26 protein-coding genes are annotated in these 24083 nt (G+C 63.2%); 22 read left to right on the plus strand and 4 right to left on the minus strand.

Annotation, left to right across the window (positions count from 1 at the left end):
- Positions 1–6: 6 nt before the first annotated feature.
- Together NGR_RS17635 and NGR_RS17640 are read right to left on the minus strand one after the other, a co-directional pair.
- A complete protein-coding gene (locus tag NGR_RS17635; RefSeq protein WP_012707832.1) occupies positions 7–597 on the minus strand; it encodes a YceI family protein in 591 nt (196 codons plus the stop codon).
- The gene (locus NGR_RS17640; RefSeq protein WP_164924610.1) at positions 594–1220 is read right to left on the minus strand and encodes a cytochrome b; all 627 of its coding nucleotides are present in this window, start codon (positions 1218–1220) and stop codon (positions 594–596) included. The genes NGR_RS17635 and NGR_RS17640 overlap by 4 nt, the downstream gene beginning before the upstream one ends.
- 235 nt (positions 1221–1455) lie before the next feature.
- Between NGR_RS17640 and tpiA the strand changes: the two genes are divergently transcribed.
- From tpiA to NGR_RS17730, 18 genes are all read left to right on the plus strand, one after another.
- Complete coding sequence (tpiA, locus tag NGR_RS17645; protein ID WP_012707834.1) at positions 1456–2226, plus strand: triose-phosphate isomerase; 771 nt, start codon at positions 1456–1458, stop codon at positions 2224–2226.
- 134 nt (positions 2227–2360) lie between these two features.
- The gene (gene secG, locus NGR_RS17650; protein WP_164924286.1) at positions 2361–2822 is read left to right on the plus strand and encodes a preprotein translocase subunit SecG; all 462 of its coding nucleotides are present in this window, start codon (positions 2361–2363) and stop codon (positions 2820–2822) included.
- Between the two features lie 139 nt (positions 2823–2961).
- A complete protein-coding gene (locus NGR_RS17655) occupies positions 2962–4599 on the plus strand; it encodes a CTP synthase (protein ID WP_164924611.1) in 1638 nt (545 codons plus the stop codon).
- A 415-nt stretch (positions 4600–5014) separates the two neighbouring features.
- A complete protein-coding gene (locus NGR_RS17660) occupies positions 5015–5902 on the plus strand; it encodes a VOC family protein (protein WP_012707836.1) in 888 nt (295 codons plus the stop codon).
- A 2-nt stretch (positions 5903–5904) separates the two neighbouring features.
- Complete coding sequence (gene kdsA, locus NGR_RS17665; protein ID WP_012707837.1) at positions 5905–6744, plus strand: 3-deoxy-8-phosphooctulonate synthase; 840 nt, start codon at positions 5905–5907, stop codon at positions 6742–6744.
- A 130-nt stretch (positions 6745–6874) separates the two neighbouring features.
- Positions 6875–8149 carry a phosphopyruvate hydratase gene (eno, locus tag NGR_RS17670; RefSeq protein WP_012707838.1) on the plus strand — a complete coding sequence of 425 codons (1275 nt, stop codon included), beginning with the start codon at positions 6875–6877 and terminating at the stop codon, positions 8147–8149.
- Positions 8150–8449: 300 nt separating this feature from the next.
- Positions 8450–8770: an FtsB family cell division protein gene (locus NGR_RS17675; protein ID WP_012707839.1), complete on the plus strand. Its 321-nt coding sequence runs from the start codon at positions 8450–8452 to the stop codon at positions 8768–8770.
- Positions 8771–8907: 137 nt separating this feature from the next.
- A complete protein-coding gene (pdhA, locus tag NGR_RS17680) occupies positions 8908–9954 on the plus strand; it encodes a pyruvate dehydrogenase (acetyl-transferring) E1 component subunit alpha (RefSeq protein ID WP_012707840.1) in 1047 nt (348 codons plus the stop codon).
- A gap of 17 nt (positions 9955–9971) precedes the next feature.
- Positions 9972–11339: a pyruvate dehydrogenase complex E1 component subunit beta gene (locus NGR_RS17685; protein ID WP_012707841.1), complete on the plus strand. Its 1368-nt coding sequence runs from the start codon at positions 9972–9974 to the stop codon at positions 11337–11339.
- A 13-nt stretch (positions 11340–11352) separates the two neighbouring features.
- Positions 11353–11655, plus strand: coding sequence for a hypothetical protein (locus tag NGR_RS17690; protein WP_012707842.1), 303 nt, complete (start codon positions 11353–11355; stop codon positions 11653–11655).
- On the plus strand, positions 11655–12998 hold the full coding sequence (locus NGR_RS17695) for a pyruvate dehydrogenase complex dihydrolipoamide acetyltransferase (RefSeq protein WP_012707843.1): 1344 nt from the start codon (positions 11655–11657) through the stop codon (positions 12996–12998). Before NGR_RS17690 ends, NGR_RS17695 begins: the two co-directional genes overlap by 1 nt.
- 57 nt (positions 12999–13055) lie before the next feature.
- Positions 13056–13697, plus strand: a complete 642-nt coding sequence (locus tag NGR_RS17700) for an SGNH/GDSL hydrolase family protein (RefSeq protein ID WP_012707844.1) — start codon at positions 13056–13058, stop codon at positions 13695–13697.
- A gap of 2 nt (positions 13698–13699) precedes the next feature.
- A complete protein-coding gene (locus NGR_RS17705; protein WP_012707845.1) occupies positions 13700–14281 on the plus strand; it encodes a GNAT family N-acetyltransferase in 582 nt (193 codons plus the stop codon).
- Between the two features lie 18 nt (positions 14282–14299).
- Positions 14300–15745, plus strand: a complete 1446-nt coding sequence (lpdA, locus tag NGR_RS17710; RefSeq protein ID WP_012707846.1) for a dihydrolipoyl dehydrogenase — start codon at positions 14300–14302, stop codon at positions 15743–15745.
- Positions 15746–15820: 75 nt separating this feature from the next.
- Positions 15821–16072 carry a GlsB/YeaQ/YmgE family stress response membrane protein gene (locus NGR_RS17715; RefSeq protein WP_012707847.1) on the plus strand — a complete coding sequence of 84 codons (252 nt, stop codon included), beginning with the start codon at positions 15821–15823 and terminating at the stop codon, positions 16070–16072.
- Between the two features lie 235 nt (positions 16073–16307).
- Positions 16308–17279 (plus strand): lipoyl synthase, encoded by a 972-nt coding sequence (gene lipA, locus NGR_RS17720; protein ID WP_012707848.1) that lies wholly within the window; start codon positions 16308–16310, stop codon positions 17277–17279.
- Between the two features lie 72 nt (positions 17280–17351).
- Complete coding sequence (locus tag NGR_RS17725; RefSeq protein ID WP_012707849.1) at positions 17352–17915, plus strand: ATPase AAA; 564 nt, start codon at positions 17352–17354, stop codon at positions 17913–17915.
- Positions 17916–17924: 9 nt separating this feature from the next.
- On the plus strand, positions 17925–18374 hold the full coding sequence (locus NGR_RS17730) for a type II toxin-antitoxin system RatA family toxin (RefSeq protein WP_012707850.1): 450 nt from the start codon (positions 17925–17927) through the stop codon (positions 18372–18374).
- Here the strand turns inward: NGR_RS17730 and NGR_RS17735 are convergent.
- Positions 18362–18859: a CinA family protein gene (locus NGR_RS17735; RefSeq protein WP_012707851.1), complete on the minus strand. Its 498-nt coding sequence runs from the start codon at positions 18857–18859 to the stop codon at positions 18362–18364. The genes NGR_RS17730 and NGR_RS17735 overlap by 13 nt on opposite strands.
- Positions 18859–20073 carry a bifunctional 2-C-methyl-D-erythritol 4-phosphate cytidylyltransferase/2-C-methyl-D-erythritol 2,4-cyclodiphosphate synthase gene (locus NGR_RS17740; protein WP_193377901.1) on the minus strand — a complete coding sequence of 405 codons (1215 nt, stop codon included), beginning with the start codon at positions 20071–20073 and terminating at the stop codon, positions 18859–18861. Before NGR_RS17740 ends, NGR_RS17735 begins: the two co-directional genes overlap by 1 nt.
- A gap of 40 nt (positions 20074–20113) precedes the next feature.
- Between NGR_RS17740 and NGR_RS17745 the strand changes: the two genes are divergently transcribed.
- From NGR_RS17745 to ntrC, 4 genes are read left to right on the plus strand one after another with little or no spacing between them, the layout of a single operon-like run.
- Complete coding sequence (locus NGR_RS17745) at positions 20114–20287, plus strand: hypothetical protein (RefSeq protein ID WP_164924287.1); 174 nt, start codon at positions 20114–20116, stop codon at positions 20285–20287.
- 18 nt (positions 20288–20305) lie between these two features.
- Complete coding sequence (gene dusB / locus NGR_RS17750; protein ID WP_012707853.1) at positions 20306–21334, plus strand: tRNA dihydrouridine synthase DusB; 1029 nt, start codon at positions 20306–20308, stop codon at positions 21332–21334.
- The gene (locus NGR_RS17755) at positions 21331–22485 is read left to right on the plus strand and encodes a two-component system sensor histidine kinase NtrB (RefSeq protein WP_012707854.1); all 1155 of its coding nucleotides are present in this window, start codon (positions 21331–21333) and stop codon (positions 22483–22485) included. The genes dusB and NGR_RS17755 overlap by 4 nt, the downstream gene beginning before the upstream one ends.
- Positions 22482–23936 carry a nitrogen regulation protein NR(I) gene (ntrC, locus tag NGR_RS17760; protein WP_012707855.1) on the plus strand — a complete coding sequence of 485 codons (1455 nt, stop codon included), beginning with the start codon at positions 22482–22484 and terminating at the stop codon, positions 23934–23936. Before NGR_RS17755 ends, ntrC begins: the two co-directional genes overlap by 4 nt.
- Positions 23937–24083 lie beyond the last annotated feature (147 nt).

The raw sequence follows: 24083 nt of genomic DNA on the forward strand, positions 1-24083 counted from the left end.
GAACGGTCAGCGCCTCATTCCCTTTATGTCCATGTCGAACTCGACCACGTTCGAGTAGATGGGCGTGCCGACGTCCATGCCGTAGGGCGCACGGCGGATGCTGCCGCGGATGGTGAAGGAGATCGAACCCTTGTTCCAATCGGTCAGCGTGACGGCAAAGCGCTCCTTGCGTGTCTTGCCGCGCGCCGTCAGCGCACCCTCGACGGTTGCGCTGTCAGGCCCGGTCTGCGTCACGCTCGTGGAACGGAAGGTCACCGTCTGATAGTTGGCCGTATCGAAGACCGCGCTGGAACGCAGGAAATCCTCGATTCGGCGCTCTCTCGCCCTCACGCTCTCCGGATAGAGCGTGAACTCGACCGACGATCGCCCGACATTGCCGCCGTCTATCCGGAACCTGCCGGAGAACTTCGCGAAGTTGCCGGCGATACCGCCGCCACCTGTCTGCCCGACATTGAATTGGATGCGGGAGGAACTTGCGATGCTGTAGCTGCCGGCTGCGTCGGCGAGCGACGCAGCCTTTGCGGCCACAGGTAGAGCGGCAGCGAGCAAGGCCAATGGAAGGGCTGCCTTCAGTGAGAGAGTGCGTGGAGCGTTCATGAATCATTTCCTTCCGGCAGCGGCTTCATTGCTTCTCGAACATCGGCTGCGTCTGCATCGCTCGGCCGAGAGCCGGCGCCCAGCATGCGTTTCAGCACCGCGTCGCCTCGAATGAATTGGTGGTAAAGCGCTGCTGCAGCGTGGACGACCACCAGGGCGAGCATGGCATAGGCGAGCAATGCGTGGGCAAAGGCCCAGAACGCTTCGGAGCTCTCCGATTGCGGCACGGGCAGGTGCGGAACGACGACGATGTTGAAGTAGAAGCTCGGGATGTTCAACGTCGAGGCGGAAGCGACAGCCCAGCCGGCTAGAGGAGTTGCGAGCCCGAGGATGATGAGCATACGGTGCGCTTCGCCTGCCGCCACATGTTCGAACGGGCGGAGCCCCGGGGCCGGCGGCGGGCTGCGTTCTACCAGCCACCAGATCGCCCTCACGAGCGCCAGGCCCAGAGCGGTGAAGCCGAACGACTTGTGCCATTGGTAGAGCGAAAACTGCAGTGCGGGGTCGATTTCGGTGCGCCGCATGAGGAAGCCGATCAGCATCAGACCGAGGATCAGCAGCGCCATCGTCCAGTGCAGGACGATCGTTACGCTTCCGAAACCACTCTCGCTGTTGCGCAGCATCGAACGACCAATTCGTTTGCCTTGCCGGTGGGCAGTCTGCTGACATGAGACGCCCGAAGCCTGGGTTTTATTCGGAACGTTGCATCCATTCCAGGCGGCATCGGGCATCGATAGCGCAACTCGCCCGCTTTGTCCTGCCGTTGGGTCGGCCCGGAATCTGCGGGCGGGTGCTTTCATTTGCCCGACCGATTTGCTAGGCCGCTTGCCCGAGAGCCCTGATCCCGGAGGAAGTTTCATGACGCCCGATATCCGCCCGCTGGTTGCCGGCAACTGGAAGATGAATGGCACGCGTGCATCGCTGGACCAGATCAAGGCGATGGCCGAAGGCGTCAAGGGCGCACTTTCCGCAAAGGTGGAGACGCTGATCTGCCCGCCGGCGACGCTGCTCTATGTTGCGACCGCGCTTTGCGACGACAGTCCGCTGATGATCGGCGCCCAGGACTGCCACCAGAAACAGTCGGGTGCCCATACCGGCGAGATTTCCGCCGAGATGATCGCCGATTGCTTCGGCACGCACGTCATCGTCGGCCACTCGGAACGCCGCACCGATCATGCCGAGACCGATGCGCTGGTCAGGGCGAAGACGGAAGCCGCGCACGCCGCGGCGCTCGTCGCCATCGTCTGCATCGGCGAGACCGAAGAAGAGCGCAAGAGCGGCAAGACGCTCGACGTGCTGAAGCGCCAGCTCGCCGAAAGCCTGCCAGATGCCGCGACGGCTGAGAACACCGTGATCGCCTATGAGCCGGTCTGGGCGATCGGTACGGGCCTGACGCCGACCGTCGGAGATGTCGAGGAGGCGCATGCCTTCATGCGGCGTGAACTCGTCTCCCGCTTTGGTTCGGAAGGCGGCAAGATGCGGATCCTTTACGGCGGCTCCGTCAAGCCCTCCAATGCCACGGAATTGATGGGCGTCGCCAATGTGGACGGCGCCCTGATCGGCGGCGCCAGCTTGAAAGCGGAAGACTTCCTCGCCATCTACGGGGCCTATGAAGAATTGACTGCGTGACCGGCGCGCGGGTCCGGCGGGGGCTTGGAATAGCCGCCTGCTTGGTATAAAGAGGCGCGAAATTTGGCCGCGGCCCGTTACGTGGCCGCGATCGTTCGATTCGAATGCCCCGCAGAGGGCAGGACTGGAAGCTGATGCAGACCGTACTCCTCGTCATCTATCTCATGGTCGTCGTCGCCCTGATCGGCGTCGTCCTCATTCAGCGTTCCGAAGGTGGCGGTCTCGGTATCGGCGGCGGTTCGGGCTTCATGTCCGCCCGTGGCACGGCCAATGCGCTGACCCGCACGACGGCGGTTCTCGCCGTGCTGTTCTTCGGCCTGGCACTTGCGATGGGTATCCTGGCGCGCTACGAGCCGCAGGCGACCGACATCCTCGAGCGTATTCCGGGCACGAGCTCGAGCGGCGGCGTGCTGGATTCGCTCGGCGGCGGCCAGCCGGCACCGGCCGGTGGCAACACGCAGGCTCCGGCGTCCGGCAATGGCGCCAACAACACGGTTCCGGCTGACGGCGCGGCTCAGCCCGCTCAGGCTCCGGCTGCTCAGCCGGCCGCGCCGGCCAACGGCAATACGGGATCGCAGGTTCCGAGCGGCCAATAAGGTCGAAGTTCAGAAGAACCCGCCGGCGGATGTTTCATCCGCCGGTTTTGTTTTGTGTGAAATCTGCCGCGGCAAAAAACGGAAAAATTCGGGAAGACGAATTTTTTCGGTGGCGGAATCGTTTGTGAAAAGGTATCCGGTGACTCCCATGGCGCGATATGTATTCATCACTGGCGGCGTGGTCTCCTCCCTCGGAAAAGGCATCGCTGCGGCCGCTCTTGGAGCGTTGCTGCAGGCGCGTGGCTACCGCGTGAGGCTGCGCAAGCTCGACCCCTATCTCAACGTCGATCCGGGCACCATGAGCCCGACCCAGCACGGCGAGGTGTTCGTCACCGACGACGGGGCGGAAACCGACCTCGATCTCGGCCACTACGAGCGCTTCACCGGCCGTTCGGCGACCAAGACCGACAACATCACCACCGGCCGGATCTACAAGAACATCATCGACAAGGAACGCCGCGGCGACTATCTCGGCGCGACGGTCCAGGTGATCCCGCACGTCACCAACGAGATCAAGAACTTCGTCACCGAAGGCAATGAAGACTACGATTTCGTCATCTGCGAGATCGGCGGCACCGTCGGCGATATCGAGGCGATGCCCTTCATGGAGGCGATCCGCCAGCTCGGCAACGACCTGCCGCGCGGCACGGCCGTCTATGTCCACCTGACGCTGATGCCCTACATTCCGGCGGCGGGCGAACTGAAGACCAAGCCGACCCAGCATTCGGTCAAGGAACTGCAGGCGCTCGGCATCCATCCCGACATCCTGCTCGTTCGCGCCGATCGCGAAATTCCGGAGGCCGAGCGCCGCAAGCTGTCGCTCTTCTGCAATGTGCGGCAATCGGCCGTGATCCAGGCGCTCGATGTGGCGTCGATCTACGACGTGCCGATCGCCTATCACAAGGAAGGGCTCGACAACGAAGTGCTCGCCGCCTTCGGCATCGAGCCGGCACCGAAGCCGCGTATGGAAGCCTGGGAGAATGTCGCTCACCGGATCCGCACGCCGGAGGGCGAAGTGACGATCGCGATCGTCGGCAAATATACCGGCCTCAAGGATGCCTATAAGTCGCTGATCGAGGCGCTCTATCACGGCGGCATCGCCAACCGCGTCAAGGTCAAGCTCGAATGGATCGAGTCGGAGATCTTCGAGAAGGAGGACCCGGCGCCCTATCTCGAGAAGGTCCACGGCATTCTCGTTCCCGGCGGTTTCGGCGAGCGCGGTTCGGAAGGCAAGATCAATGCGGCGCGCTTTGCCCGCGAACGCAAGGTGCCCTATTTCGGCATCTGCTTCGGCATGCAGATGGCGGTAGTCGAAGCCGCGCGCAACCTCGCCGGTATCGATAAGGCCTCCTCGACGGAGTTCGGCCCCACCAAGGAACCGGTCGTCGGCCTGATGACCGAGTGGGTAAAGGGCAACGAGCTGCAGAAACGCTCGGCCGCCGGCGATCTCGGCGGTACGATGCGCCTCGGCGCCTATCGCGCTGCACTCAAGCAGAACACCAAGATCGCCGACATCTACGGATCGGCCGACATCTCCGAACGCCATCGCCATCGTTACGAGGTCAATGTCGACTACAAGGATCGCCTGGAGTCCTGCGGCCTGGTCTTCTCCGGCATGTCGCCGGACGGCGTGCTGCCGGAGACTGTGGAATACAACGACCATCCGTGGTTCATCGGCGTGCAGTACCATCCGGAGCTGAAGTCCCGCCCGCTGGAGCCGCACCCTCTGTTCGCGAGCTTCATCGAGGCGGCGCTCGAACAGTCGCGGCTCGTGTAGGCTGGCACTGTTCAGCACCCGGCGGCGAAGGCTCTTCCTTTACGTTGCCGGCGAGTGGAGGCGAGGAGCGTGCGTCCTGCCAATCTCCCGTGGGGGAGATGCCCGGCAGGGCAGAGGCGTCGACCGCACGGGGGGGCGAACACGCCCCCACATCGACCATGGACCGGATTATCGAGCTGAGCAGGGCCCAGACTGGGATAAATCAGCAGTTTAGAGGTAGCCGGCAGCACCCCCCTCTGCCCTGCCGGGCATCTCCCCCACAAGGGGGGAGATGGGCAAGACGCACGCTCCACGTCTCCTCGACAACCGTTTGAATGATACTCATCAGCGTTGATCGCCGCCCTACGACCGCCGCGCTTGCAATCGGCCGTCAAAAGTTGCAAACAGCGGCAAACCGGTCATCAGGGAAACCGCCATGAACCTGCCCACGCGCACCGCCCGCCCGCTCGATCATCTCGTGCTGCCGGTGGCGGAACTCGGGCAGGCAAGGCGGCGCCTGGCCGATCTCGGCTTCACGGTTGCCGAGGACGCACGCCATCCCTTCGGCACGGAAAACGCCTGCGTCTTCTTTCCTGACAATACCTATCTGGAGCCGCTCGCCATAGCCTCCCGCGAGGAGTGCGAGGCTGCTGCGCTCGCCGGAAATGCCTTTGTCGCGCGCGACCACGCGTTCCGCTTTCGGCAGGGCCCCGAAGGCCTATCGGCAATCGTGCTCGGGACGCCCGATGCCGCCACCGATCACATCCGCTACCGGTCCTGCGGCATCTCCGGCGGCGAGATGCTGGAATTCTCGCGGCCCATGCGTCTGCCGGACGGACGCGAAGGGCTCCGCTCTTTCCGGTTGGCCTTCGCCGCGGATCTGCGCGCGCCGGATTTCTTCCTGTTCAGTTGCCAGCGTATTCGCGCCCTGCCGGTCGACAGCGCGCTGCACAAGCACGAAAATGGTGTGGTCGGCATTGCCGAAGTCGTTCTTTCGGAGCCCAATCCGACGGACTTCCAGTATCTGCTGCAGGAAGCCGTCGATGAGCGCGAGGTCTCGGCCCATTCCTTCGGGATGGACATCCAAGCCGGCAGCGCCAAGCTGTCGGTCATGAACCCTGCCGGGATGGAGGCCTTCTACGGGCGCCCCGTCAGCGCGACCGAACGCGGCCTGCGCGGCCGTGCCGTGGTGTTCCGCGTCACCGATCTCGAGGCGACCCGCGCGCTGTTTGCGCAGAACGATATCGAATTTGCAGAAATGGGCGGACGCCTCATTGTTCCGGAAGCGCCGGGGCAGGGGGTGATTTTCGCGTTTGGAGTGTGACAATGGAAACGAATGCAAGGGTCGTCGTCGGCGAGGGTATCGGCCAGGTGGTATTCTCGCAGAAGGAGCGGCTGACGCTGATCGCCGGCCCCTGCCAGATGGAGAGCCGCGAGCACGCCTTCATGATGGCCGGCAAGCTCGCCGAGCTCTGCAAGTCGCTCGGTCTCGGCCTTGTCTATAAGTCTTCCTTCGACAAGGCGAACCGCACCTCGCTCTCCGGCAAGCGCGGCATCGGCCTTGAGAAGGCGATGGAGATCTTTGCCGATCTCAAGCGCGAATTCGGCTTTCCGGTGCTGACCGACGTCCATACGGAAGAACAGTGCTCGCAAGTCGCCGGGACCATCGACATCCTGCAGATCCCGGCCTTCCTGTCGCGCCAGACCGACCTGCTCGTCGCGGCGGCGAAAACAGGGCGCGCGATCAACGTGAAGAAGGGCCAGTTTCTCGCGCCCTGGGACATGAAGAACGTGCTCGCCAAGTTCACCATGAGCGGCAATCCGAACGTGCTTCTCTGCGAGCGCGGCGCGTCCTTCGGCTACAACACGCTCGTTTCCGACATGCGCTCGCTGCCAATCATGGCGGGGCTCGGCGCGCCCGTGGTCTTCGACGCGACCCATTCGGTGCAGCAGCCTGGCGGGCAGGGCGGCTCCTCGGGCGGCCAGCGTGAGTTCGTCGAGACCTTGGCGCGTGCGGCTGTCGCTGTCGGCGTCGCCGGCGTCTTCATCGAGACGCATGAGGACCCGGACAGCGCCCCCTCCGACGGCCCGAACATGGTGCCGCTCAAGGACATGCCGCGTCTCCTCGAAAAGCTGCTCGCCTTCGACGCGATATCCAAGGCCTGAAGCCGGCGCATGAAATATTCATGAACTGCGATGCCGCTCGGGACATTGCCACCGGCGCGCCATTGTAATTTCAGGGCCATGAATTAAGACAGGCCCACCATTATCATCGTCCACAAGCAGGGAAGAGATCATGACTGCAATCATCGACATCATCGGCCGCGAGATTCTCGACAGCCGCGGCAACCCGACCGTCGAGGTCGATGTCCATCTCGAAGACGGCAGTTTCGGCCGCGCCGCCGTTCCCTCGGGCGCTTCGACCGGCGCGCATGAAGCAGTCGAACTGCGTGACGGCGGTACCCGCTATCTCGGCAAGGGCGTCGAGCGCGCCGTCGACGCCGTCAACGGCGAGATCTTCGAAGCGATCGGCGGTCTCGACGCCGAGAACCAGATCCAGATCGACAAGACGATGATCGAGCTCGACGGCACGTCGAACAAGTCGCGCCTCGGCGCCAACGCTATTCTCGGCGTGTCGCTTGCCATCGCCAAGGCCGCCGCGGAAGCTGCCGGCCTGCCGCTCTACCGCTATGTCGGCGGCCCGAATGCACATCTCCTGCCGGTTCCGATGATGAACATCATCAATGGCGGCGCCCATGCCGACAACCCGATCGACTTCCAGGAATTCATGATCATGCCGGTTGGCGCCGAGACCCTGAAGGACGCCGTCCGCATGGGTTCGGAAGTTTTCCATACGCTGAAGAAGCAGCTCGCCGCCGAAGGCCACAACACCAATGTCGGCGACGAGGGCGGCTTCGCGCCGGGTCTCGCCTCGGCTCCGGCAGCACTCGACTTCATCATGAAATCGATCGAGAAGGCCGGCTACAAGCCGGGCGAAGATATGTATGTCGCGCTCGACTGCGCCTCGACCGAATTCTTCAAGGACGGCAAGTATGTGCTCGAAGGCGAAGGCCGTACGCTGGAGCCGGGCGCGATGGCCGAATACCTCGCCGAACTCGCTGGAAAGTACCCGATCATCTCGATCGAAGACGGCATGGCCGAAGACGACTGGGACGGCTGGAAGGCGTTGACGGACCTCATCGGCAACAAGTGCCAGCTTGTCGGCGACGACCTGTTCGTCACCAACTCGGCGCGCTTGCGTGACGGCATCAAGATGGGTGTCGCCAACTCGATCCTCGTCAAGGTCAACCAGATCGGTTCGCTTTCCGAAACGCTGGATGCCGTCGAGACGGCGCACAAGGCCCGCTATACCGCCGTCATGTCGCACCGCTCCGGCGAGACCGAAGACTCGACGATCGCCGATCTCGCGGTCGCCACAAATTGCGGTCAGATCAAGACCGGCTCGCTGGCCCGTTCCGACCGGCTCGCCAAGTACAACCAGCTGATCCGCATCGAGGAGCAGCTCGGCCTGCAGGCGGCATATGCGGGCCGCTCGATCCTGCGCGGTTAAGCAAAAGACGTCTGGCTACCGCGCGGCCCCTCATCCCGCTGCCGCGACCTTCTCCCCCTTGCGGGGAGAAGGGAGATGCCGCGCCGCCTCAGTCCCCTCTCCCCGCGAGCGGGGAGCGGGTTAGTCCTCGGGTTAAACCCGAGGAGAGGGGCGATCCGCCACATCTCGATCGACGATTTAGTATCCAAAACCCGCCCGCCTCACGGCCGGCGGGTTTCCCTTTCCTTGCCGTTCATGGTCAACGGTCGGTTAATCAATCGACGCTAGTCTGCCTTGGTATTGCGTAGCAGGGCATTGACGATGTGGACACGGCATCACAAGAAACGGAGACTGGGGCGGCTGGTAGTGCCGGTGATCGCGGTCGCCTTTCTATCCTACTTCGGCTATCATTCGATCCATGGCGGTTACGGCTTGAGGGCGACGGAGGAGTTTGATCGCCAGATCGCCGAGCGGCAGGCACGGCTGGACGAGCTTACTCAGAAGCGGCAAATCCTGGAAAAGGAGGTCGAACTGATGAGTGACGGTTCGTTGGAAAGAGACATGCTGGATGAGAAGGCTCGCCTCGCGCTCAACATGTCGCGCAGCGATGAGATCGTTATTTTTCACCGCCCGGCGAATTAACTGAAATTCAGTTAACTAAAAATAATGATTTAAAATCAGTGCATTACACAGAATGATAGCCATGCAAATATGGCATTGCTGCGGCGCTCTTCTTTCCCTATGGTAGCCCACCAAAGGCTAACCATTGGGAGGAATGAATGGCTCCGCGAAAAACCGCGTCCGTCTCCAGCCGCAAGGCCGCTGCCAAGACGTCCAAGAAGGACTTCGCCGGCGGTACGATCGCCGAATTTTCCAAGGAAGATGAATTGAAGGCCTATCGCGAAATGCTGCTGATCCGGCGTTTCGAGGAGAAGGCCGGCCAGCTTTACGGCATGGGCTTCATCGGCGGCTTCTGTCACCTCTATATCGGTCAGGAGGCGGTCGTCGTCGGCATGCAACTGGCGCTGAAAGAGGGCGACCAGGTCATCACCGGTTACCGCGACCACGGCCATATGCTGGCCTGCGGCATGAGCGCCCGCGGCGTGATGGCCGAGCTTACCGGTCGCCGCGGCGGTCTTTCCAAGGGGAAGGGCGGCTCGATGCACATGTTCTCCAAGGAAAAGCATTTCTATGGCGGTCACGGCATCGTCGGCGCGCAGGTATCGCTCGGCACCGGCCTTGCCTTTGCCAACAGGTATCGCGGCAACGACAATGTCAGCCTCGCCTATTTCGGTGACGGCGCCGCCAACCAGGGACAGGTCTACGAGAGCTTCAACATGGCGGCGCTCTGGAAGCTGCCGGTAATCTACATCGTCGAGAACAACCGATACGCGATGGGCACCTCCGTGTCGCGCGCTTCGGCGCAGACCGATTTCTCGCAGCGCGGCGCTTCCTTCGGCATTCCGGGCTATCAGGTCGACGGCATGGATGTGCGCGCCGTCAAGGCTGCGGCCGACGAGGCTGTCGAACATTGCCGCTCCGGCAAGGGACCGATCATCCTGGAGATGCTGACTTATCGCTATCGCGGCCACTCGATGTCCGATCCGGCGAAATATCGCTCGAAGGATGAAGTGCAGAAGATGCGCTCGGAGCATGATCCGATCGAGCAGGTGAAGGCCCGCCTCGTCGAAAAGGGCTGGGCGAGCGAGGACGAACTGAAGCAGGTCGACAAGGAGGTTCGCGACATCGTCGCCGACAGCGCCGATTTTGCCCAGTCTGATCCGGAGCCGGATGTAGCCGAGCTCTATACCGACATCCTGCTTTGATCCGGGGAGGGACGAATATGCCAGTAGAAATTCTCATGCCTGCCCTTTCCCCGACGATGGAGGAAGGCACGCTCTCCAAGTGGCTGAAGAACGAGGGCGACAAGGTCGCCTCGGGCGACGTCATTGCCGAGATCGAGACCGACAAGGCGACGATGGAAGTCGAAGCCGTCGACGAGGGCACGATCGGCAAGCTGCTGATCGCCGCCGGCACCGAAGGCGTCAAGGTCAATACGCCGATAGCCGTGCTGCTCCAGGACGGCGAAGCCGCCGGCGATATCCCCGCCGCCAAGGCGGAAGCGCCGAAGCCGGCAGCGGCCGAAGCTCCGGCGCCGGCCGCGGCCCCCGTCGCGGCCCAGCCGAAGGCGGAAATCCCGTCCGATCCCGCCATTCCGGCCGGGACGGAAATGGTGACGACCACCGTCCGCGAAGCGCTGCGCGACGCGATGGCCGAGGAAATGCGCGCCAATGACGACGTCTTCGTCATGGGCGAGGAGGTTGCCGAATATCAGGGCGCCTATAAGATCACCCAAGGGTTGCTTCAGGAATTCGGCCCGCGCCGGGTGGTCGACACGCCGATCACCGAGCATGGCTTTGCCGGCATCGGCGTCGGCGCGGCGATGACCGGCCTGCGGCCGATCGTCGAGTTCATGACCTTCAACTTCGCCATGCAGGCGATCGACCATATCATCAACTCCGCCGCCAAGACGCTCTACATGTCCGGCGGCCAGATGGGCGCACCGATCGTCTTCCGCGGTCCGAGCGGTGCTGCGGCCCGCGTCGCCGCCCAGCACTCCCAGTGCTATGCCGCCTGGTACAGCCACATTCCCGGCCTGAAGGTCGTCATGCCCTATACGGCGGCGGACGCGAAGGGCCTCTTGAAGGCCGCCATTCGTGATCCGAACCCGGTGATCTTCCTCGAGAACGAAATCCTCTACGGCCAGTCGTTCGAAGTGCCGAAGCTCGACGATTTCGTCCTGCCGATCGGCAAGGCCCGCATCCACCGCGTCGGCAAGGACGCGACCATCGTCTCCTTCGGCATCGGCATGACCTATGCGGTCAAGGCCGCCGCCGAACTTGAGGCACAGGGCATCGATGTCGAAATCATCGACCTGCGCACCATTCGCCCGATGGACCTGCCGACCGTCATCGAATCCGTCAAGAAGACCGGTCGCTTGGTCACCGTCGAGGAAGGTTACCCGCAGTCCTCCGTCGGCACCGAGATCGCCACCCGCGTCATGCAGCAGGCCTTCGACTATCTCGACGCGCCGATCCTGACCGTCGCCGGCAAGGATGTGCCGATGCCCTATGCGGCCAACCTCGAGAAGCTCGCTCTGCCGAACGTCGCCGAGGTCGTCGAGGCGGTGAAAGCCGTCTGCTACAAATAAGCAGGGGGTGGCAATGGCAACTCTGAAGGAGACCAGGCGTATTGCCTGGTCGCTCTATTGGAAATCGAGTTTACTTTGCTTGCTGACTGGTGCAGTAGCGGGTGCGGTTTTCGGCTTCATTGTGGGGTTTATTGGCGGGTTCGCCGGTGTGCGTTCGGAGATACTTGCGCCGATTTATACGTGGGGCGGTTCGATAGTTGGCCTGCTTGCAGGTTTCGTAGCGTTCAACTTCGTAGTGGCATGGACAATTGGAAAATCGATCGGTGGACAGCAGCTTGAACTAGCCGTCGCCACTTCGTTTCGGGAGGGACAATAATGCCAATCAACATCACAATGCCTGCCCTCTCTCCGACCATGGAAGAAGGCAATCTCGCCAAGTGGCTGGTCAAGGAAGGCGACAAGGTCAAGTCCGGCGACGTCATCGCCGAGATCGAGACCGACAAGGCGACGATGGAAGTCGAAGCCGTCGATGAGGGCACCGTCGCCAAGATCGTCGTCCCGGCCGGTACCGAAGGCGTTAAGGTCAATGCCTTGATCGCGGTTCTGGCCGCCGATGGCGAGGACGTCGCAACGGCGGCGAAGGGCAATGGCGCCGCCGCGCCGGCGTCCGCCGCCAAGGCAGAGGCACCTGCTCCGGCAGCGCCTGCCGCAGCACCTGCGCCGGCCGCGGCCCCGACCGCTCCGGCCGCAGCTTCAGCGCCGGCCGCCGCCGGGGGCGACGGAAAGCGCGTCTTCTCCTCGCCGCTCGCCCGTCGCCTTGCCAAGGAAGCGGGCATCGACCTCTCCGCAGTTGCCGGTACCGGCCCCTACGGCCGCGTCGTCAAGAAGGATGTGGAATCCGCGGTCTCCGGTGGCGCCGCCAAGCCGGCCGCAGCACCGGCTGCCGCTCAGGCACCGGCCGCGGCACCGCTCGCCAAGGGCATGTCGGAAGACGCCGTCCTCAAGCTCTTCGAGCCGGGCTCGTACGAGCTCGTCCCGCATGACGGCATGCGCAAGACGATTGCCAAGCGCCTGCAGGAATCGAAGCAGACGATCCCGCACTTCTACGTCTCCCTCGATTGCCAGCTCGATGCGCTGCTGGCGCTGCGCGCCCAGCTCAACGCCGCTGCACCCGAGAAGGACGGCAAGCCGGTCTACAAGCTCTCGGTCAACGACATGGTGATCAAGGCGCTGGCGCTGGCGTTGCGCGACGTTCCGGATGCGAATGTGTCCTGGACCGACACGAACATGGTCAAGCACAAGCATGCCGATGTCGGCGTTGCCGTGTCGATCCCGGGCGGGCTGATCACGCCGATCATCCGCCAGGCGGAGCTGAAGAGCTTGTCCGCCATCTCCAACGAGATGAAGGACTACGGCAAGCGCGCCAAGGAGCGCAAGCTGAAGCCCGAGGAATACCAGGGTGGCACCACCGCGGTTTCCAACATGGGCATGATGGGCGTCAAGAACTTCGCAGCCGTCGTCAACCCGCCGCATGCGACGATCCTCGCGGTCGGCGCCGGCGAGGAGCGCGTCATCGTCAAGAACAAGGAGATGGTCGTCGCCAACATGATGACCGTCACGCTCTCGACCGACCATCGCTGCGTCGATGGCGCGCTCGGCGCCGAACTGCTCGGTGCCTTCAAGCGCTACATCGAAAACCCGATGGGCATGCTCGTCTGATGCGAACCGGACCGGCATAACGCCGGTCCGTCCTCTCCCTGACATGCGAGTGGGCAGATGAAGACAGTCCTTTGCTATGGTGACAGTCTGACCTGGGGCTATGACGCGAGCGGCGCGGGTCGCCATCCCCTGGAAGATCGCTGGCCGACCTTGCTTCAGAAAGCGCTGGGCGTCGGCGTCAACGTCATCGCCGAGGGGCTAAACGGCCGCACGACCGCTTATGACGATCATCTCGCCGATTGCGACCGCAACGGCGCGCGCGTCCTGCCGACCGTGCTGCACAGCCACGCGCCGCTCGATCTCGTCGTCTTCATGCTCGGCTCCAACGACATGAAGCCGATAATCCATGGCACGGCCTTCGGCGCCGTCAAGGGCATCGAGCGCCTAGTCAATTTGGTTCGCAAGCACGACTGGCCGACGGAAACGGAGGAGGGGCCCAGTATCCTGATCGTCTCGCCTCCACCGATTTGCGAAACGGCCGATAGCGCCTTTGCCGCCATGTTTGCCGGCGGCGTCGAGCAGTCGGCGATGCTGGCGTCGCTTTATCGCGACCTCGCCGACGAGCTCGATTGCGGTTTCTTCGACGCCGGCTCGGTCGCCGGGACGACGCCGCTCGATGGGGTGCATCTCGACGCCGAGAATACCCGCGCGATCGGTCGCGGCGTGGAGCCGGTCGTCCGGATGATGCTCGGGCTTTGACGATGGCGGCTGTCGCAACCCTGAGACCCGCACAACGGAGCGAGGCGGCGGAACTGGCGGTCCTCGTCGATGTCGCCTCGCACGGCTTTGCCTCGTGGCTGTGGTACGGCGGCGTCTTGAGCGGATCGGCGGATACCGCTTTCGAACACGGCCGCAACCGGCTGCGCCAGGATGAGGGCTTGGGGACGTGGCGCGACGCGGTGGTCGCCGTCCTCGAAGAAGAGATCGTTGGCGTTTCGGTGTCCTATGGCATCGATGCGTCGGTGCGGGACATCGAGCCGAAGCATCCGGTGCTCGGGCCGCTGCTTGCCCTTCAGAGCGAGATTGTCGGCCACTGGTTCATCGACAGCCTCGGCGTCTACAGCGCGCATCGCGGCAAGGGGATTGGCCGGGCACTGCTCGGAAACGAATTCATACGCGCCGGCGCGGCGCCGGTGAGCCTGATCACCGAGAGCCACAATGAAAAGGCGCAGGCGCTCTACAAGAGGAACGGCTTCGAAGAGGTGACGCGCGCCGAGGCCGTACCGCTCTTCGAAGACAGCAGGAAACATGACTGGGTGCTCTTCACCCGCAAGGTCGCTTGAAACAAAGGTAGGAAACACATGGCTGAGAATTACGACGTCATCGTTATCGGTTCGGGCCCGGGCGGCTATGTCACCGCCATCCGCTCGGCGCAACTGGGCTTGAAGACGGCGATCGTCGAGCGCGAGCATCTGGGCGGCATCTGCCTCAACTGGGGCTGCATCCCGACCAAGGCGCTGCTGCGCTCCGCCGAAATCCTCGACCATGCCAATCACGCCAAGAATTACGGCCTGACGCTCGAAGGCAAGATGACAGCCAATGTCAAGGATGTCGTCGCCCGCTCGCGCGGCGTTTCGGCGCGGCTGAACGGCGGCGTCGCCTTCCTCATGAAGAAGAACAAGATCGACGTGATCTGGGGCGAGGCGAAGCTGACGAAACCCGGCGAGATCGTTGTCGCCGCGTCGTCGAAGCCGGCCGTCCAGCCGCAGAACCCGGTTCCGAAGGGCGTCAAGGGCGACGGGACCTATACGGCCAAGCACATCATCATCGCGACCGGCGCACGGCCGCGCGCGCTGCCCGGCATCGAGCCGGACGGCAAGCTGATCTGGACCTATTTCGAGGCGATGAAGCCCGAAGAACTGCCGAAGTCGATGGTCGTCATGGGCTCCGGCGCGATCGGCATCGAATTCGCAAGCTTCTACCTCTCGATGGGCGTCGATGTGACCGTCGTCGAGCTCCTGCCGCAGGTAATGCCGGTCGAGGACGCCGAGATTTCCGCCCTGGCCCGCAAGCAGCTCGAGAAGCGCGGCATGAAGATCTTCACGGACGCCAAGGTAACGAAGGTCGAAAAGGGCGCCAACGACGTCACGGCCCATGTCGAGACGAAGGACGGCAAGACAACGCCGATCAAGGCGGACCGTCTGATCTCCGCCGTCGGCGTCCAGGGCAATATCGAAAACCTCGGGCTCGAAGCGCTCGGCATCAAGACCGATCGCGGCTGCATCGTCACCGACGGTTACGGCAAGACCAATGTGGCCGGCGTCTATGCGATCGGCGATGTCGCCGGCCCGCCGATGCTGGCGCACAAGGCCGAGCATGAAGGCGTGATCTGCGTCGAGAAGATCGCCGGCGTTCCTGGCGTCCATGCGCTCGACAAGACCAAGGTCCCGGGCTGCACCTATTGCGACCCGCAGGTTGCCTCCGTCGGCCTCACCGAGGCGAAGGCCAAGGAACTCGGTCGCGATATTCGCGTCGGCCGCTACAGCTTCGGCGCCAACGGCAAGGCGATCGCGCTCGGCGAGGACCAGGGCATGATCAAGACGATCTTCGACAAGAAGACCGGCGAACTGCTCGGTGCCCACATGGTTGGCGCGGAAGTCACCGAACTTATCCAGGGCTTCGTCGTCGCCATGAACCTGGAGACGACCGAGGAAGAGCTGATGCACACGATCTTCCCGCATCCGACGCTCTCCGAAATGATGAAGGAAAGCGTACTCGACGCCTACGGAAAGGTGTTGAACGCTTGATGACGTGCGGCCGCCCGAAACTTGCGCTATATTCACGCATTGCTTGCGTGACATCTTCAGTGCTCGGAGGGTTTCATGAGCGTGAACGGCGTGGGTATTCTGGCGGCAATCATCATCGGCGGTCTCGCCGGCTGGCTGGCGGAGAAATTCATGAACAGCCAGATGGGGCTGTTTATGAACATCATTCTCGGCATCATCGGCGCGGTCGTCCTGAACTTCATCCTGGCGGCATTCGGAATGGCCTATGCCGGCTGGGTTGCCTATCTGATCGTCGGCTTCATCGGAGCCTGCCTGCTGATTGCGGTAGGTCGAGCGGTCCGAGGATAGAGAAGCCTCTACTATTCACTACAGCGCCGCGCATCTGCCAGACGCGCAAAGGTCGCTGTAGCACTTTGAATTGCTGCATGTTTTTATCCTTAAATCGGCTAGGATTTAAGGAAACAGGCAGGACCGGTCAGGCTGCCATGCAAATGACGGCCTGACTTTTCATGTCTGGCTGTTTATATAGATCGAAAAACCAGCGGCCCTCGGCCCGCTTGCTCGATACGACGAAGGAAGACAGATGGTAACGGTTTTCGATGCGGTCTCGGATCGGGCTCAACGCGTTCGCCACCCGGAAAAGGCGCACAGGCCGGATACGGAAGTGCTGCGCAAGCCGGACTGGATCCGAGTCAAGGCACCGACCTCGAAGGGCTATCAGGAGACCCGTTCGATCGTGAAGAGCAACAAGCTCGTCACCGTCTGCGAGGAGGCCGGCTGCCCGAACATCGGCGAATGTTGGGACAAGAAGCACGCCACCTTCATGATCATGGGCGAGATCTGTACGCGTGCCTGCGCCTTCTGCAATGTCTCGACCGGCAAGCCGAACGCGCTTGACCTCGACGAACCCGAGAACGTCGCCAAGGCGGTCAAGCAGATGGGCTTGAGCCACGTCGTCATCACCTCGGTCGACCGTGACGACCTCGACGACGGCGGTGCGGAGCACTTCGAGAAGGTGATCTTCGCGATTCGCGAAGCCTCGCCCTTGACGACGATCGAGATCCTGACACCGGACTTCCTGAGGAAGCCCGGCGCGCTGGAGCGGGTCGTCGCCGCCAAGCCGGATGTCTTCAACCACAATCTCGAAACCGTTCCGTCGAACTATCTGACGGTGCGCCCCGGGGCGCGCTATTTCCATTCGATCCGCCTCTTGCAGCGGGTGAAGGAACTCGATCCGACGATGTTCACCAAATCCGGCATCATGGTCGGCCTCGGCGAGGAGCGGAACGAGGTCTTGCAGCTGATGGACGACCTGCGCACCGCCGATGTCGACTTCCTGACGATCGGCCAGTACCTGCAGCCGACGCGCAAGCACCACAAGGTCGAGAACTTCGTGACGCCCGAGGAGTTCAAGTCCTACGAGACCGTCGCCTACACCAAGGGCTTCCTGATGGTCGCGTCGAGCCCGCTGACCCGCTCGTCGCACCACGCCGGCGACGATTTCGCGCGGCTGCGGGCGGCGCGGGAGAAGAAGTTGCTGGCTGCAGCGGAATAGTCCGCTCGCCATCGTTGCGGGAATGACAGCCGCGGCGCTCGCGCGTCGCGGCTGTCATGTCTTGGAGGCGGAATGGCGAACCACCTGTCCGATATGGCTGAGGCAGCCTCTCATCTCTCGAGGGCGAAGCGGATTCTGGTGATCGGCTGCTCGGGCGGCGGCAAGACGACTTTGGCGCGGTGGCTTTCGGCACGGTTCGATCTGCCATTCGTCTCGATGGACCAGGAGTTCTTCTGGCTACCCGGCTGGGTTTCGAGAGCGCGTGCGGAACAACGGACATTGATTGCGGCCAGGGTCGACGAGCCGCGATGGGTCATGGACGGAACAAACCCGTCGAGCTTCGATCTGAGGATGCCGCGCACGGACGTCGTCGTCTGGGTGCGTATGCCGCGCCTGCTGTGCCTGTGGGGTGCAGCGAGCCGCTGGCTGAAATGGCGTGGGCAGGCGCGACCGGAAATGGCCGACGGTTGCCCCGAACGATTAAGCCCGGACTTCATCCGCTACATTTGGACTTTCGAGCGCAAGTTCGCACCGGCGATCGCCATCGGCCTTGAGGCGTATTCCGTTCCGGTCATTCAGATAAGAAGCCGGGCACAAATGCGTCGGCTCCTTGATCTTCTCGCGCCTCGGCCTTAACTCCAAATCATGCCGCATTTCGAAACCAACCACGTCGTCAAGCACTCGGCCGAAGAGATGTTCAACCTCGTTGCCGATGTCGAGCGCTATCCGGAATTCCTGCCGCTTTGCGAGGCGCTCAGTGTCCGCTCGCGCAAGGAGCGCGACGGCAAGGTGCTGCTGCTTGCCGACATGACGGTCGGCTACAAGGCGATCCGCGAGACGTTTACGACGCAGGTCCTGCTGAAACCCGCCGAGCGGATGATCGACGTCAATTATATCGAGGGGCCATTCAAGTATCTCGATAATGTCTGGCGTTTCGAGCCTGTGAACGACAGCCAGTCGATCGTGCATTTCTACATCGACTACGAATTCAAGAGCCGCATACTCGGCGCCCTGATGGGCTCGATGTTCGATCGCGCTTTCCGCATGTTCTCGGAAGCCTTCGAGAAACGCGCCGACGCGGTCTACGGCGCCTGAGCGATCTCCTTCAGGAGATCGAGCGCCGTTCTCACCGTTGCCAGGCGCACCGCATCGCGACCGATATCGCCGTAGCGCATCTCCCGGTGAAGGAGATTGCCCGATCGCCCTGCGGCAGCCAGGTGGACAAGCCCGACCGGCTTCTCAACCGAGCCGCCGCTTGGGCCCGCAATGCCCGTGACTGCGACCGCGAGATCGGCAGCGGAGTGCGCGATGGCGCCCCGCACCATTTCTATGGCCGTTTCGCGAGAGACCGCGCCATGGGCCGCAAGCGTCGCGGCATCAACGCCGAGCATGTCGATTTTCGCCTCGTTGGAATAGGTGACGAAGCCGCGGTCGACGACCGAGGACGAGCCGCCGATCTCGGTCAGCGCGGCGGCGATCAGGCCGCCGGTACAGGATTCGGCGGTGGCGACCTTCAGCCCCCGCTCGGTGAAATCGGCAATGATGGCCCGCGCCGCCGCTTCGATGTAGGCCGGCCACATCAGGCTTTGGTCCCCGGCGCATAGACGACCGTCGCCGTGGCGATTGCCGCGATACCTTCGCCGCGCCCGACGAAGCCGAGCCTCTCGTTGGTCGTCGCCTTGACCGAGCAGCGGTCGAGCCCGATGTCGAGTATGGCGGCAAGATTTTCGCGCATCTGCTGGCGGTGCGGGCCGACCCTCGGGGCTTCGGCGATCAGCGAAATGTCCGCATTGGTGACGACGCCGCCGCGCTCGCGCACGATTCGCGCCGCGTGCTCCAGGAAGATGCGCGAGGCGGCGCCCTTCCACTGCGGATCGGACGGCGGAAAATGATCGCCGATATCGCCGGCGCCGCAGGTCGCGAGAAGCGCATCGGTCAAGGCGTGCAGGGCGACATCCGCATCGGAATGGCCGGAGAGCTTGCGGTCATGCGGTATGAACACGCCGCAAAGCGTGACGCCGTCGCCCTCGACGAGCTGATGCACGTCATAACCGTTGCCGGCGCGCACATCCGGGATTGCGTGGCGGGTCAGCCTTTCATCGGCCATCGAAATATCCTTTTGAAGGGTGAGCTTCACATTGTCCGGCGACCCTTCGACGAGCACCACCGGGATGCCGGCCCATTCGGCGATGGAAGCGTCGTCGGTAAAGTCGCTCCGGCCGCTGGCATTTGCGGCGCGGTGGGCGGCGAGGATCGCCTCGAGGCGGAAGCATTGCGGCGTCTGGGCGGCATAGAGGCCGCTCCTGGGCACCGTCTGCTCGACAAGGCGGCCGTCTGGCGCCCGTTTCAGCGTGTCGGCGACGGCGGTTGCCGGAAGCACCGCCTCCGCTCCGCCTTCGAGCGCCGTGCGGCAGCGGTCGAGCAGGGCGTGGTCGATGAAGGGACGCACGGCGTCCTGGATCATCGCGTGCCGGACGCCCGCCTTGGCGAGCGCCTCGATACCGGCAAGAACCGAGAGCTGCCGCGTCGCACCGCCGTAAACCACCGACACCGCGATCGGACGCGACATCCGCTCGAGTGCCGCGGCGAGAAGCGCCTCATCGTCCGGATGGATGACGACGACGACCGGTCCGATGCTCGCCCATGTCGCGAAAACGTCAAGCGTATGGGCGATAACGGGGCGATCGCCGATCGTTCGGTACTGCTTTGGCCCTTCCGCCGACTGGCCGGCGCGCTCGCCGCGGCCGGCCGCGACGACGACGACGCCACAGGAGAACTGTTCTTTCGGCTGCATTTTCTGTATGGGGTCCCGCAATTTTCCAATCTTCGCCGTCATGTACCGCGAAGGCCTCGCCATTGCCAGCCATCTGTCCATCGCGCTCAAAGAAGGCCGCGCTTTTCGGGCTATCGACAGGCATGAAATGGAATATCTGAAGCGCGTCGAAGCACCGCAAGGAATTTTGTGGGGCGCGTGGAAATCGCTTGGCAAGCCGAACAACAATGTCTAAAAATAGTGCAAGATACACATGTGCCTGAAAGATATGCATTTGCCACCATCGGCCCTGTCATCGTCTCTCCGCGTCGGGAATGTCGAAATCCGCAATCGGGTGGCGCTCGCTCCGATGTCCGGAGTGACCGATTTGCCTTTCCGCATGCTTGCCTGGCGCTTCGGTGCCGGGTTTGTCGTGACGGAAATGGTGGCGAGCCGCGAACTAGTCGGCAATGCCGCCGAATCCTGGGCGCGGCTGAAAAACTCCGGGATCGATCCCCACATCGTGCAGCTTGCCGGACGGGAGGCTCACTGGATGGCGGAGGCGGCGAAGATCGTCGAAGCCAACGGCGCCGACATCGTCGACATCAACATGGGCTGCCCGGCAAAGAAGGTCACCGGCGGCTATTCCGGATCGGCGCTGATGCGCGACCCGGATCACGCCCTGTCGCTGATCGAGGCGACGGTCAAGGCTGTCCGCGTCCCGGTGACGCTGAAGATGCGTCTCGGCTGGGACGAGAATTCGATCAATGCGCCGCTGATCGCGCGCCGGGCCGAAGAGGCGGGCGTGCAGGCGATCACCATTCATGGCCGCACCCGCATGCAATTCTACAATGGCAACGCGGATTGGGACGCGATCCGCGCGGTTCGCGACGTGATTTCCATTCCCCTGATCGCCAACGGCGACGTCGATACGATCGCCGACGCCATGGAAATCCTGCGCCGCTCCGGTGCCGATGCGGTCATGCTGGGCCGATCGTGCCAGGGACGACCGTGGCATGCGGGCGCGCTGGCCGGTGCCGCGGATGAACCGGCTGCGACGGAAATCGCGGCAATATTTGTCGAGCACTACGCGATGATGCTCGACTTCTACGGGCCGGAAATCGGCCTTCGCCATGCCCGCAAGCATGTCGGCTGGTATCTCGAGCGTTTCGCGCCGGACCTTCTGACCGAGCGGAAAGCGGAGATGCTGACGTCGAAGGACGTGAAACTTGTGAGCGATCGGGTAGCGACGGCGATTGCTCGCTCCGGCCTGGAGCCGGCGAGGGGAGAGATGGCGGCATGACCGAAAAGTCGATGATCCAGGAATCGGCGGAAGCCGCAAGCGACCTCTCGATGGCTGTCCTGAACGCCATACAGAACCCGGTCATTCTCGTTGACGAGAACGGCCATGTCGCCTTCGCGAACTGGGAGGCGGAATCTTTCTTCGGGGCGAGCGCCAGCCATCTCGCTCGCCACGACATCAGCGCCTTCATTCCCTTCGGCAGCCCGCTGCTGACGCTCATCGAACAGGTGCGCGAGCGGCGCGCCCCGGTCAACGAATACCGGGTCGATCTGAGTTCGCCGCGCCTCGGCGCCGACAAGCTCGTCGACCTTTACGTGGCGCCGGTGCTGTCGCAACCGGGATCCGTGGTGATCGTCTTCCAGGAACGCTCGATGGCCGACAAGATCGATCGGCAGCTCACCCATCGGGCCGCGGCGCGCTCGGTGACGGGGCTTGCCTCGATGCTGGCCCACGAAATCAAGAACCCGCTATCCGGCATCAGAGGCGCGGCGCAACTCCTCGAAACTTCGGCCAATGACGAGGACCGGGCGCTGACGCGGCTGATCTGCGACGAGACCGACCGCATCGTCTCGCTCGTCGATCGCATGGAGGTATTTTCGGACGAGCGGCCGGTAGACCGCGTGCCGCTCAACATCCACTCCGTCCTCGACCACGTGAAGGCGGTCGCCAAGGCGGGCTTTGCCCGCAACATCAAGATCTCCGAAAACTATGACCCCTCGCTTCCGTCGGTCTATGCCAACCGCGACCAGCTCGTCCAAGTGTTCCTCAACCTGGTCAAGAACGCCGCCGAGGCGATCGGCGATCGGCCCGAAGGCGAAATCATGCTGACGACCGCCTATCGCCCGGGCATCCGGCTCTCGGTGGCAGGAACGCGCGAAAAGATCTCGCTGCCGCTGGAATTCTGCGTGCACGACAACGGACCGGGCGTGCCCTCCGACCTGCTGCCGCATCTCTTCGACCCGTTCATCACGACGAAAACGAACGGCTCCGGTCTCGGGCTGGCGCTGGTGGCCAAGATCATTGGCGGCCATGGCGGCATCGTCGAATGCGACAGCCAGCATAGCCGCACGACGTTTCGCGTCCTGATGCCGGCCTCAAAGGGGCGGGCGGCAGACGACGTAACACCGATGACAAAAGGAACCACTGCATGACCGGCGCCACGATCCTTGTCGCGGATGACGACGCAGCCATTCGCACCGTGCTCAACCAGGCCCTGAGTCGTGCCGGATACGATGTGCGCATCACCTCGAACGCCGCGACGCTCTGGCGCTGGATCGCTGCCGGCGACGGCGACCTGGTCGTGACCGATGTCGTGATGCCGGACGAGAATGCCTTCGATCTCCTGCCGCGGATCAAGAAGGCGCGTCCCGACCTGCCGGTCCTGGTGATGAGCGCGCAGAACACCTTCATGACCGCCATCAAGGCTTCGGAGAAGGGCGCCTACGACTATCTTCCGAAACCCTTCGACCTGACCGAACTGATCGGCATCATCGGCCGGGCGCTCGCCGAGCCGAAACGCCGGCCCTCGAAGCTGGATGACGATTCGCAGGACGGCATGCCGCTCGTCGGTCGCTCCGCCGCCATGCAGGAAATCTACCGCGTGCTGGCCCGGCTGATGCAGACCGACCTGACGCTGATGATCACCGGCGAATCGGGAACGGGCAAGGAACTGGTCGCCCGCGCGCTACACGACTACGGCAAACGCAGGAACGGTCCGTTCGTCGCCATCAACATGGCGGCGATCCCCCGCGACCTTATCGAATCGGAGTTGTTCGGTCACGAGAAGGGAGCTTTCACCGGCGCACAGACGCGCTCCACCGGCCGCTTCGAGCAGGCTGAGGGCGGCACGCTCTTCCTCGACGAAATCGGCGATATGCCGATGGATGCGCAAACGCGGCTGCTGCGCGTCCTGCAGCAGGGCGAATACACGACCGTCGGCGGCCGCACGCCGATCCGCTCCGACGTGCGCATCGTCGCTGCGACGAATAAGGACCTGAAGCAGTCGATCAACCAGGGTCTCTTCCGCGAGGACCTCTACTACCGCCTGAACGTCGTGCCGCTCCGCCTGCCGCCGCTGCGGGACCGAGCCGAGGATATTCCCGATCTCGTCCGGCATTTCGTCCAGCAGGCCGAAAAGGAGGGGCTCGACGTCAAGCGCTTCGACCAGGAGGCGCTGGAACTGATGAAGGCGCATCCCTGGCCCGGCAACGTCCGCGAGCTCGAGAACCTCGTGCGTCGCCTCACCGCACTTTATCCACAGGATGTGATCACCCGCGAGATCATCGAGAACGAGCTGCGCTCCGAGGTGCCGGACAGCCCGATCGACAAGGCTGCGGCGCGGCCCGGCTCGATGTCGATCTCCCAGGCGGTCGAGGAGAACATGCGGCAGTATTTCGCAAGCTTCGGCGAGGCCCTGCCGCCGACGGGCCTTTATGACCGCGTGCTTGCGGAGATGGAATATCCGTTGATTCTCGCGGCCCTGACGGCGACGCGCGGCAACCAGATAAAGGCTGCCGATCTCCTCGGGCTCAACCGCAACACGCTCCGCAAGAAAATCCGGGAGCTGGGTGTCTCGGTCTATCGGAGTTCACGCACCGCTTGACTGCTTTGCAACACCGTTGCATTTTCGCCACAATGCGTTGATTGAAGGGCTCAGGGCGGCCGATTCGAACCGCACGTGGGCAATGACGGCTCGTGTGACACGGTGAATGCCGACGTCCGTCCGGGCCGGCACGTTCAAGATTTTTGG

Source organism: Sinorhizobium fredii NGR234, assembly GCF_000018545.1.
GTDB lineage: Bacteria > Pseudomonadota > Alphaproteobacteria > Rhizobiales > Rhizobiaceae > Sinorhizobium > Sinorhizobium fredii_A.

Coding starts and splice junctions, on each gene's coding strand:
- NGR_RS17705 (WP_012707845.1), top strand. CDS start 13,700: ATGGCGGCTGTCGCAACCCTGAGACCCGCACAACGGAGCGAGGCGGCG.
- pdhA (WP_012707840.1), top strand. CDS start 8,908: ATGGCTCCGCGAAAAACCGCGTCCGTCTCCAGCCGCAAGGCCGCTGCC.
- NGR_RS17690 (WP_012707842.1), top strand. CDS start 11,353: ATGGCAACTCTGAAGGAGACCAGGCGTATTGCCTGGTCGCTCTATTGG.
- NGR_RS17640 (WP_164924610.1), bottom strand. CDS start 1,220: ATGCTGCGCAACAGCGAGAGTGGTTTCGGAAGCGTAACGATCGTCCTG.
- NGR_RS17740 (WP_193377901.1), bottom strand. CDS start 20,073: ATGCAGCCGAAAGAACAGTTCTCCTGTGGCGTCGTCGTCGTCGCGGCC.
- NGR_RS17635 (WP_012707832.1), bottom strand. CDS start 597: ATGAACGCTCCACGCACTCTCTCACTGAAGGCAGCCCTTCCATTGGCC.
- NGR_RS17745 (WP_164924287.1), top strand. CDS start 20,114: ATGTACCGCGAAGGCCTCGCCATTGCCAGCCATCTGTCCATCGCGCTC.
- kdsA (WP_012707837.1), top strand. CDS start 5,905: ATGGAAACGAATGCAAGGGTCGTCGTCGGCGAGGGTATCGGCCAGGTG.
- NGR_RS17715 (WP_012707847.1), top strand. CDS start 15,821: ATGAGCGTGAACGGCGTGGGTATTCTGGCGGCAATCATCATCGGCGGT.
- NGR_RS17730 (WP_012707850.1), top strand. CDS start 17,925: ATGCCGCATTTCGAAACCAACCACGTCGTCAAGCACTCGGCCGAAGAG.
- dusB (WP_012707853.1), top strand. CDS start 20,306: ATGTGCCTGAAAGATATGCATTTGCCACCATCGGCCCTGTCATCGTCT.
- NGR_RS17695 (WP_012707843.1), top strand. CDS start 11,655: ATGCCAATCAACATCACAATGCCTGCCCTCTCTCCGACCATGGAAGAA.
- secG (WP_164924286.1), top strand. CDS start 2,361: ATGCAGACCGTACTCCTCGTCATCTATCTCATGGTCGTCGTCGCCCTG.
- eno (WP_012707838.1), top strand. CDS start 6,875: ATGACTGCAATCATCGACATCATCGGCCGCGAGATTCTCGACAGCCGC.
- NGR_RS17700 (WP_012707844.1), top strand. CDS start 13,056: ATGAAGACAGTCCTTTGCTATGGTGACAGTCTGACCTGGGGCTATGAC.
- NGR_RS17755 (WP_012707854.1), top strand. CDS start 21,331: ATGACCGAAAAGTCGATGATCCAGGAATCGGCGGAAGCCGCAAGCGAC.
- NGR_RS17725 (WP_012707849.1), top strand. CDS start 17,352: ATGGCGAACCACCTGTCCGATATGGCTGAGGCAGCCTCTCATCTCTCG.
- NGR_RS17660 (WP_012707836.1), top strand. CDS start 5,015: ATGAACCTGCCCACGCGCACCGCCCGCCCGCTCGATCATCTCGTGCTG.
- ntrC (WP_012707855.1), top strand. CDS start 22,482: ATGACCGGCGCCACGATCCTTGTCGCGGATGACGACGCAGCCATTCGC.
- NGR_RS17735 (WP_012707851.1), bottom strand. CDS start 18,859: ATGTGGCCGGCCTACATCGAAGCGGCGGCGCGGGCCATCATTGCCGAT.
- lipA (WP_012707848.1), top strand. CDS start 16,308: ATGGTAACGGTTTTCGATGCGGTCTCGGATCGGGCTCAACGCGTTCGC.
- tpiA (WP_012707834.1), top strand. CDS start 1,456: ATGACGCCCGATATCCGCCCGCTGGTTGCCGGCAACTGGAAGATGAAT.
- NGR_RS17675 (WP_012707839.1), top strand. CDS start 8,450: ATGTGGACACGGCATCACAAGAAACGGAGACTGGGGCGGCTGGTAGTG.
- NGR_RS17685 (WP_012707841.1), top strand. CDS start 9,972: ATGCCAGTAGAAATTCTCATGCCTGCCCTTTCCCCGACGATGGAGGAA.
- lpdA (WP_012707846.1), top strand. CDS start 14,300: ATGGCTGAGAATTACGACGTCATCGTTATCGGTTCGGGCCCGGGCGGC.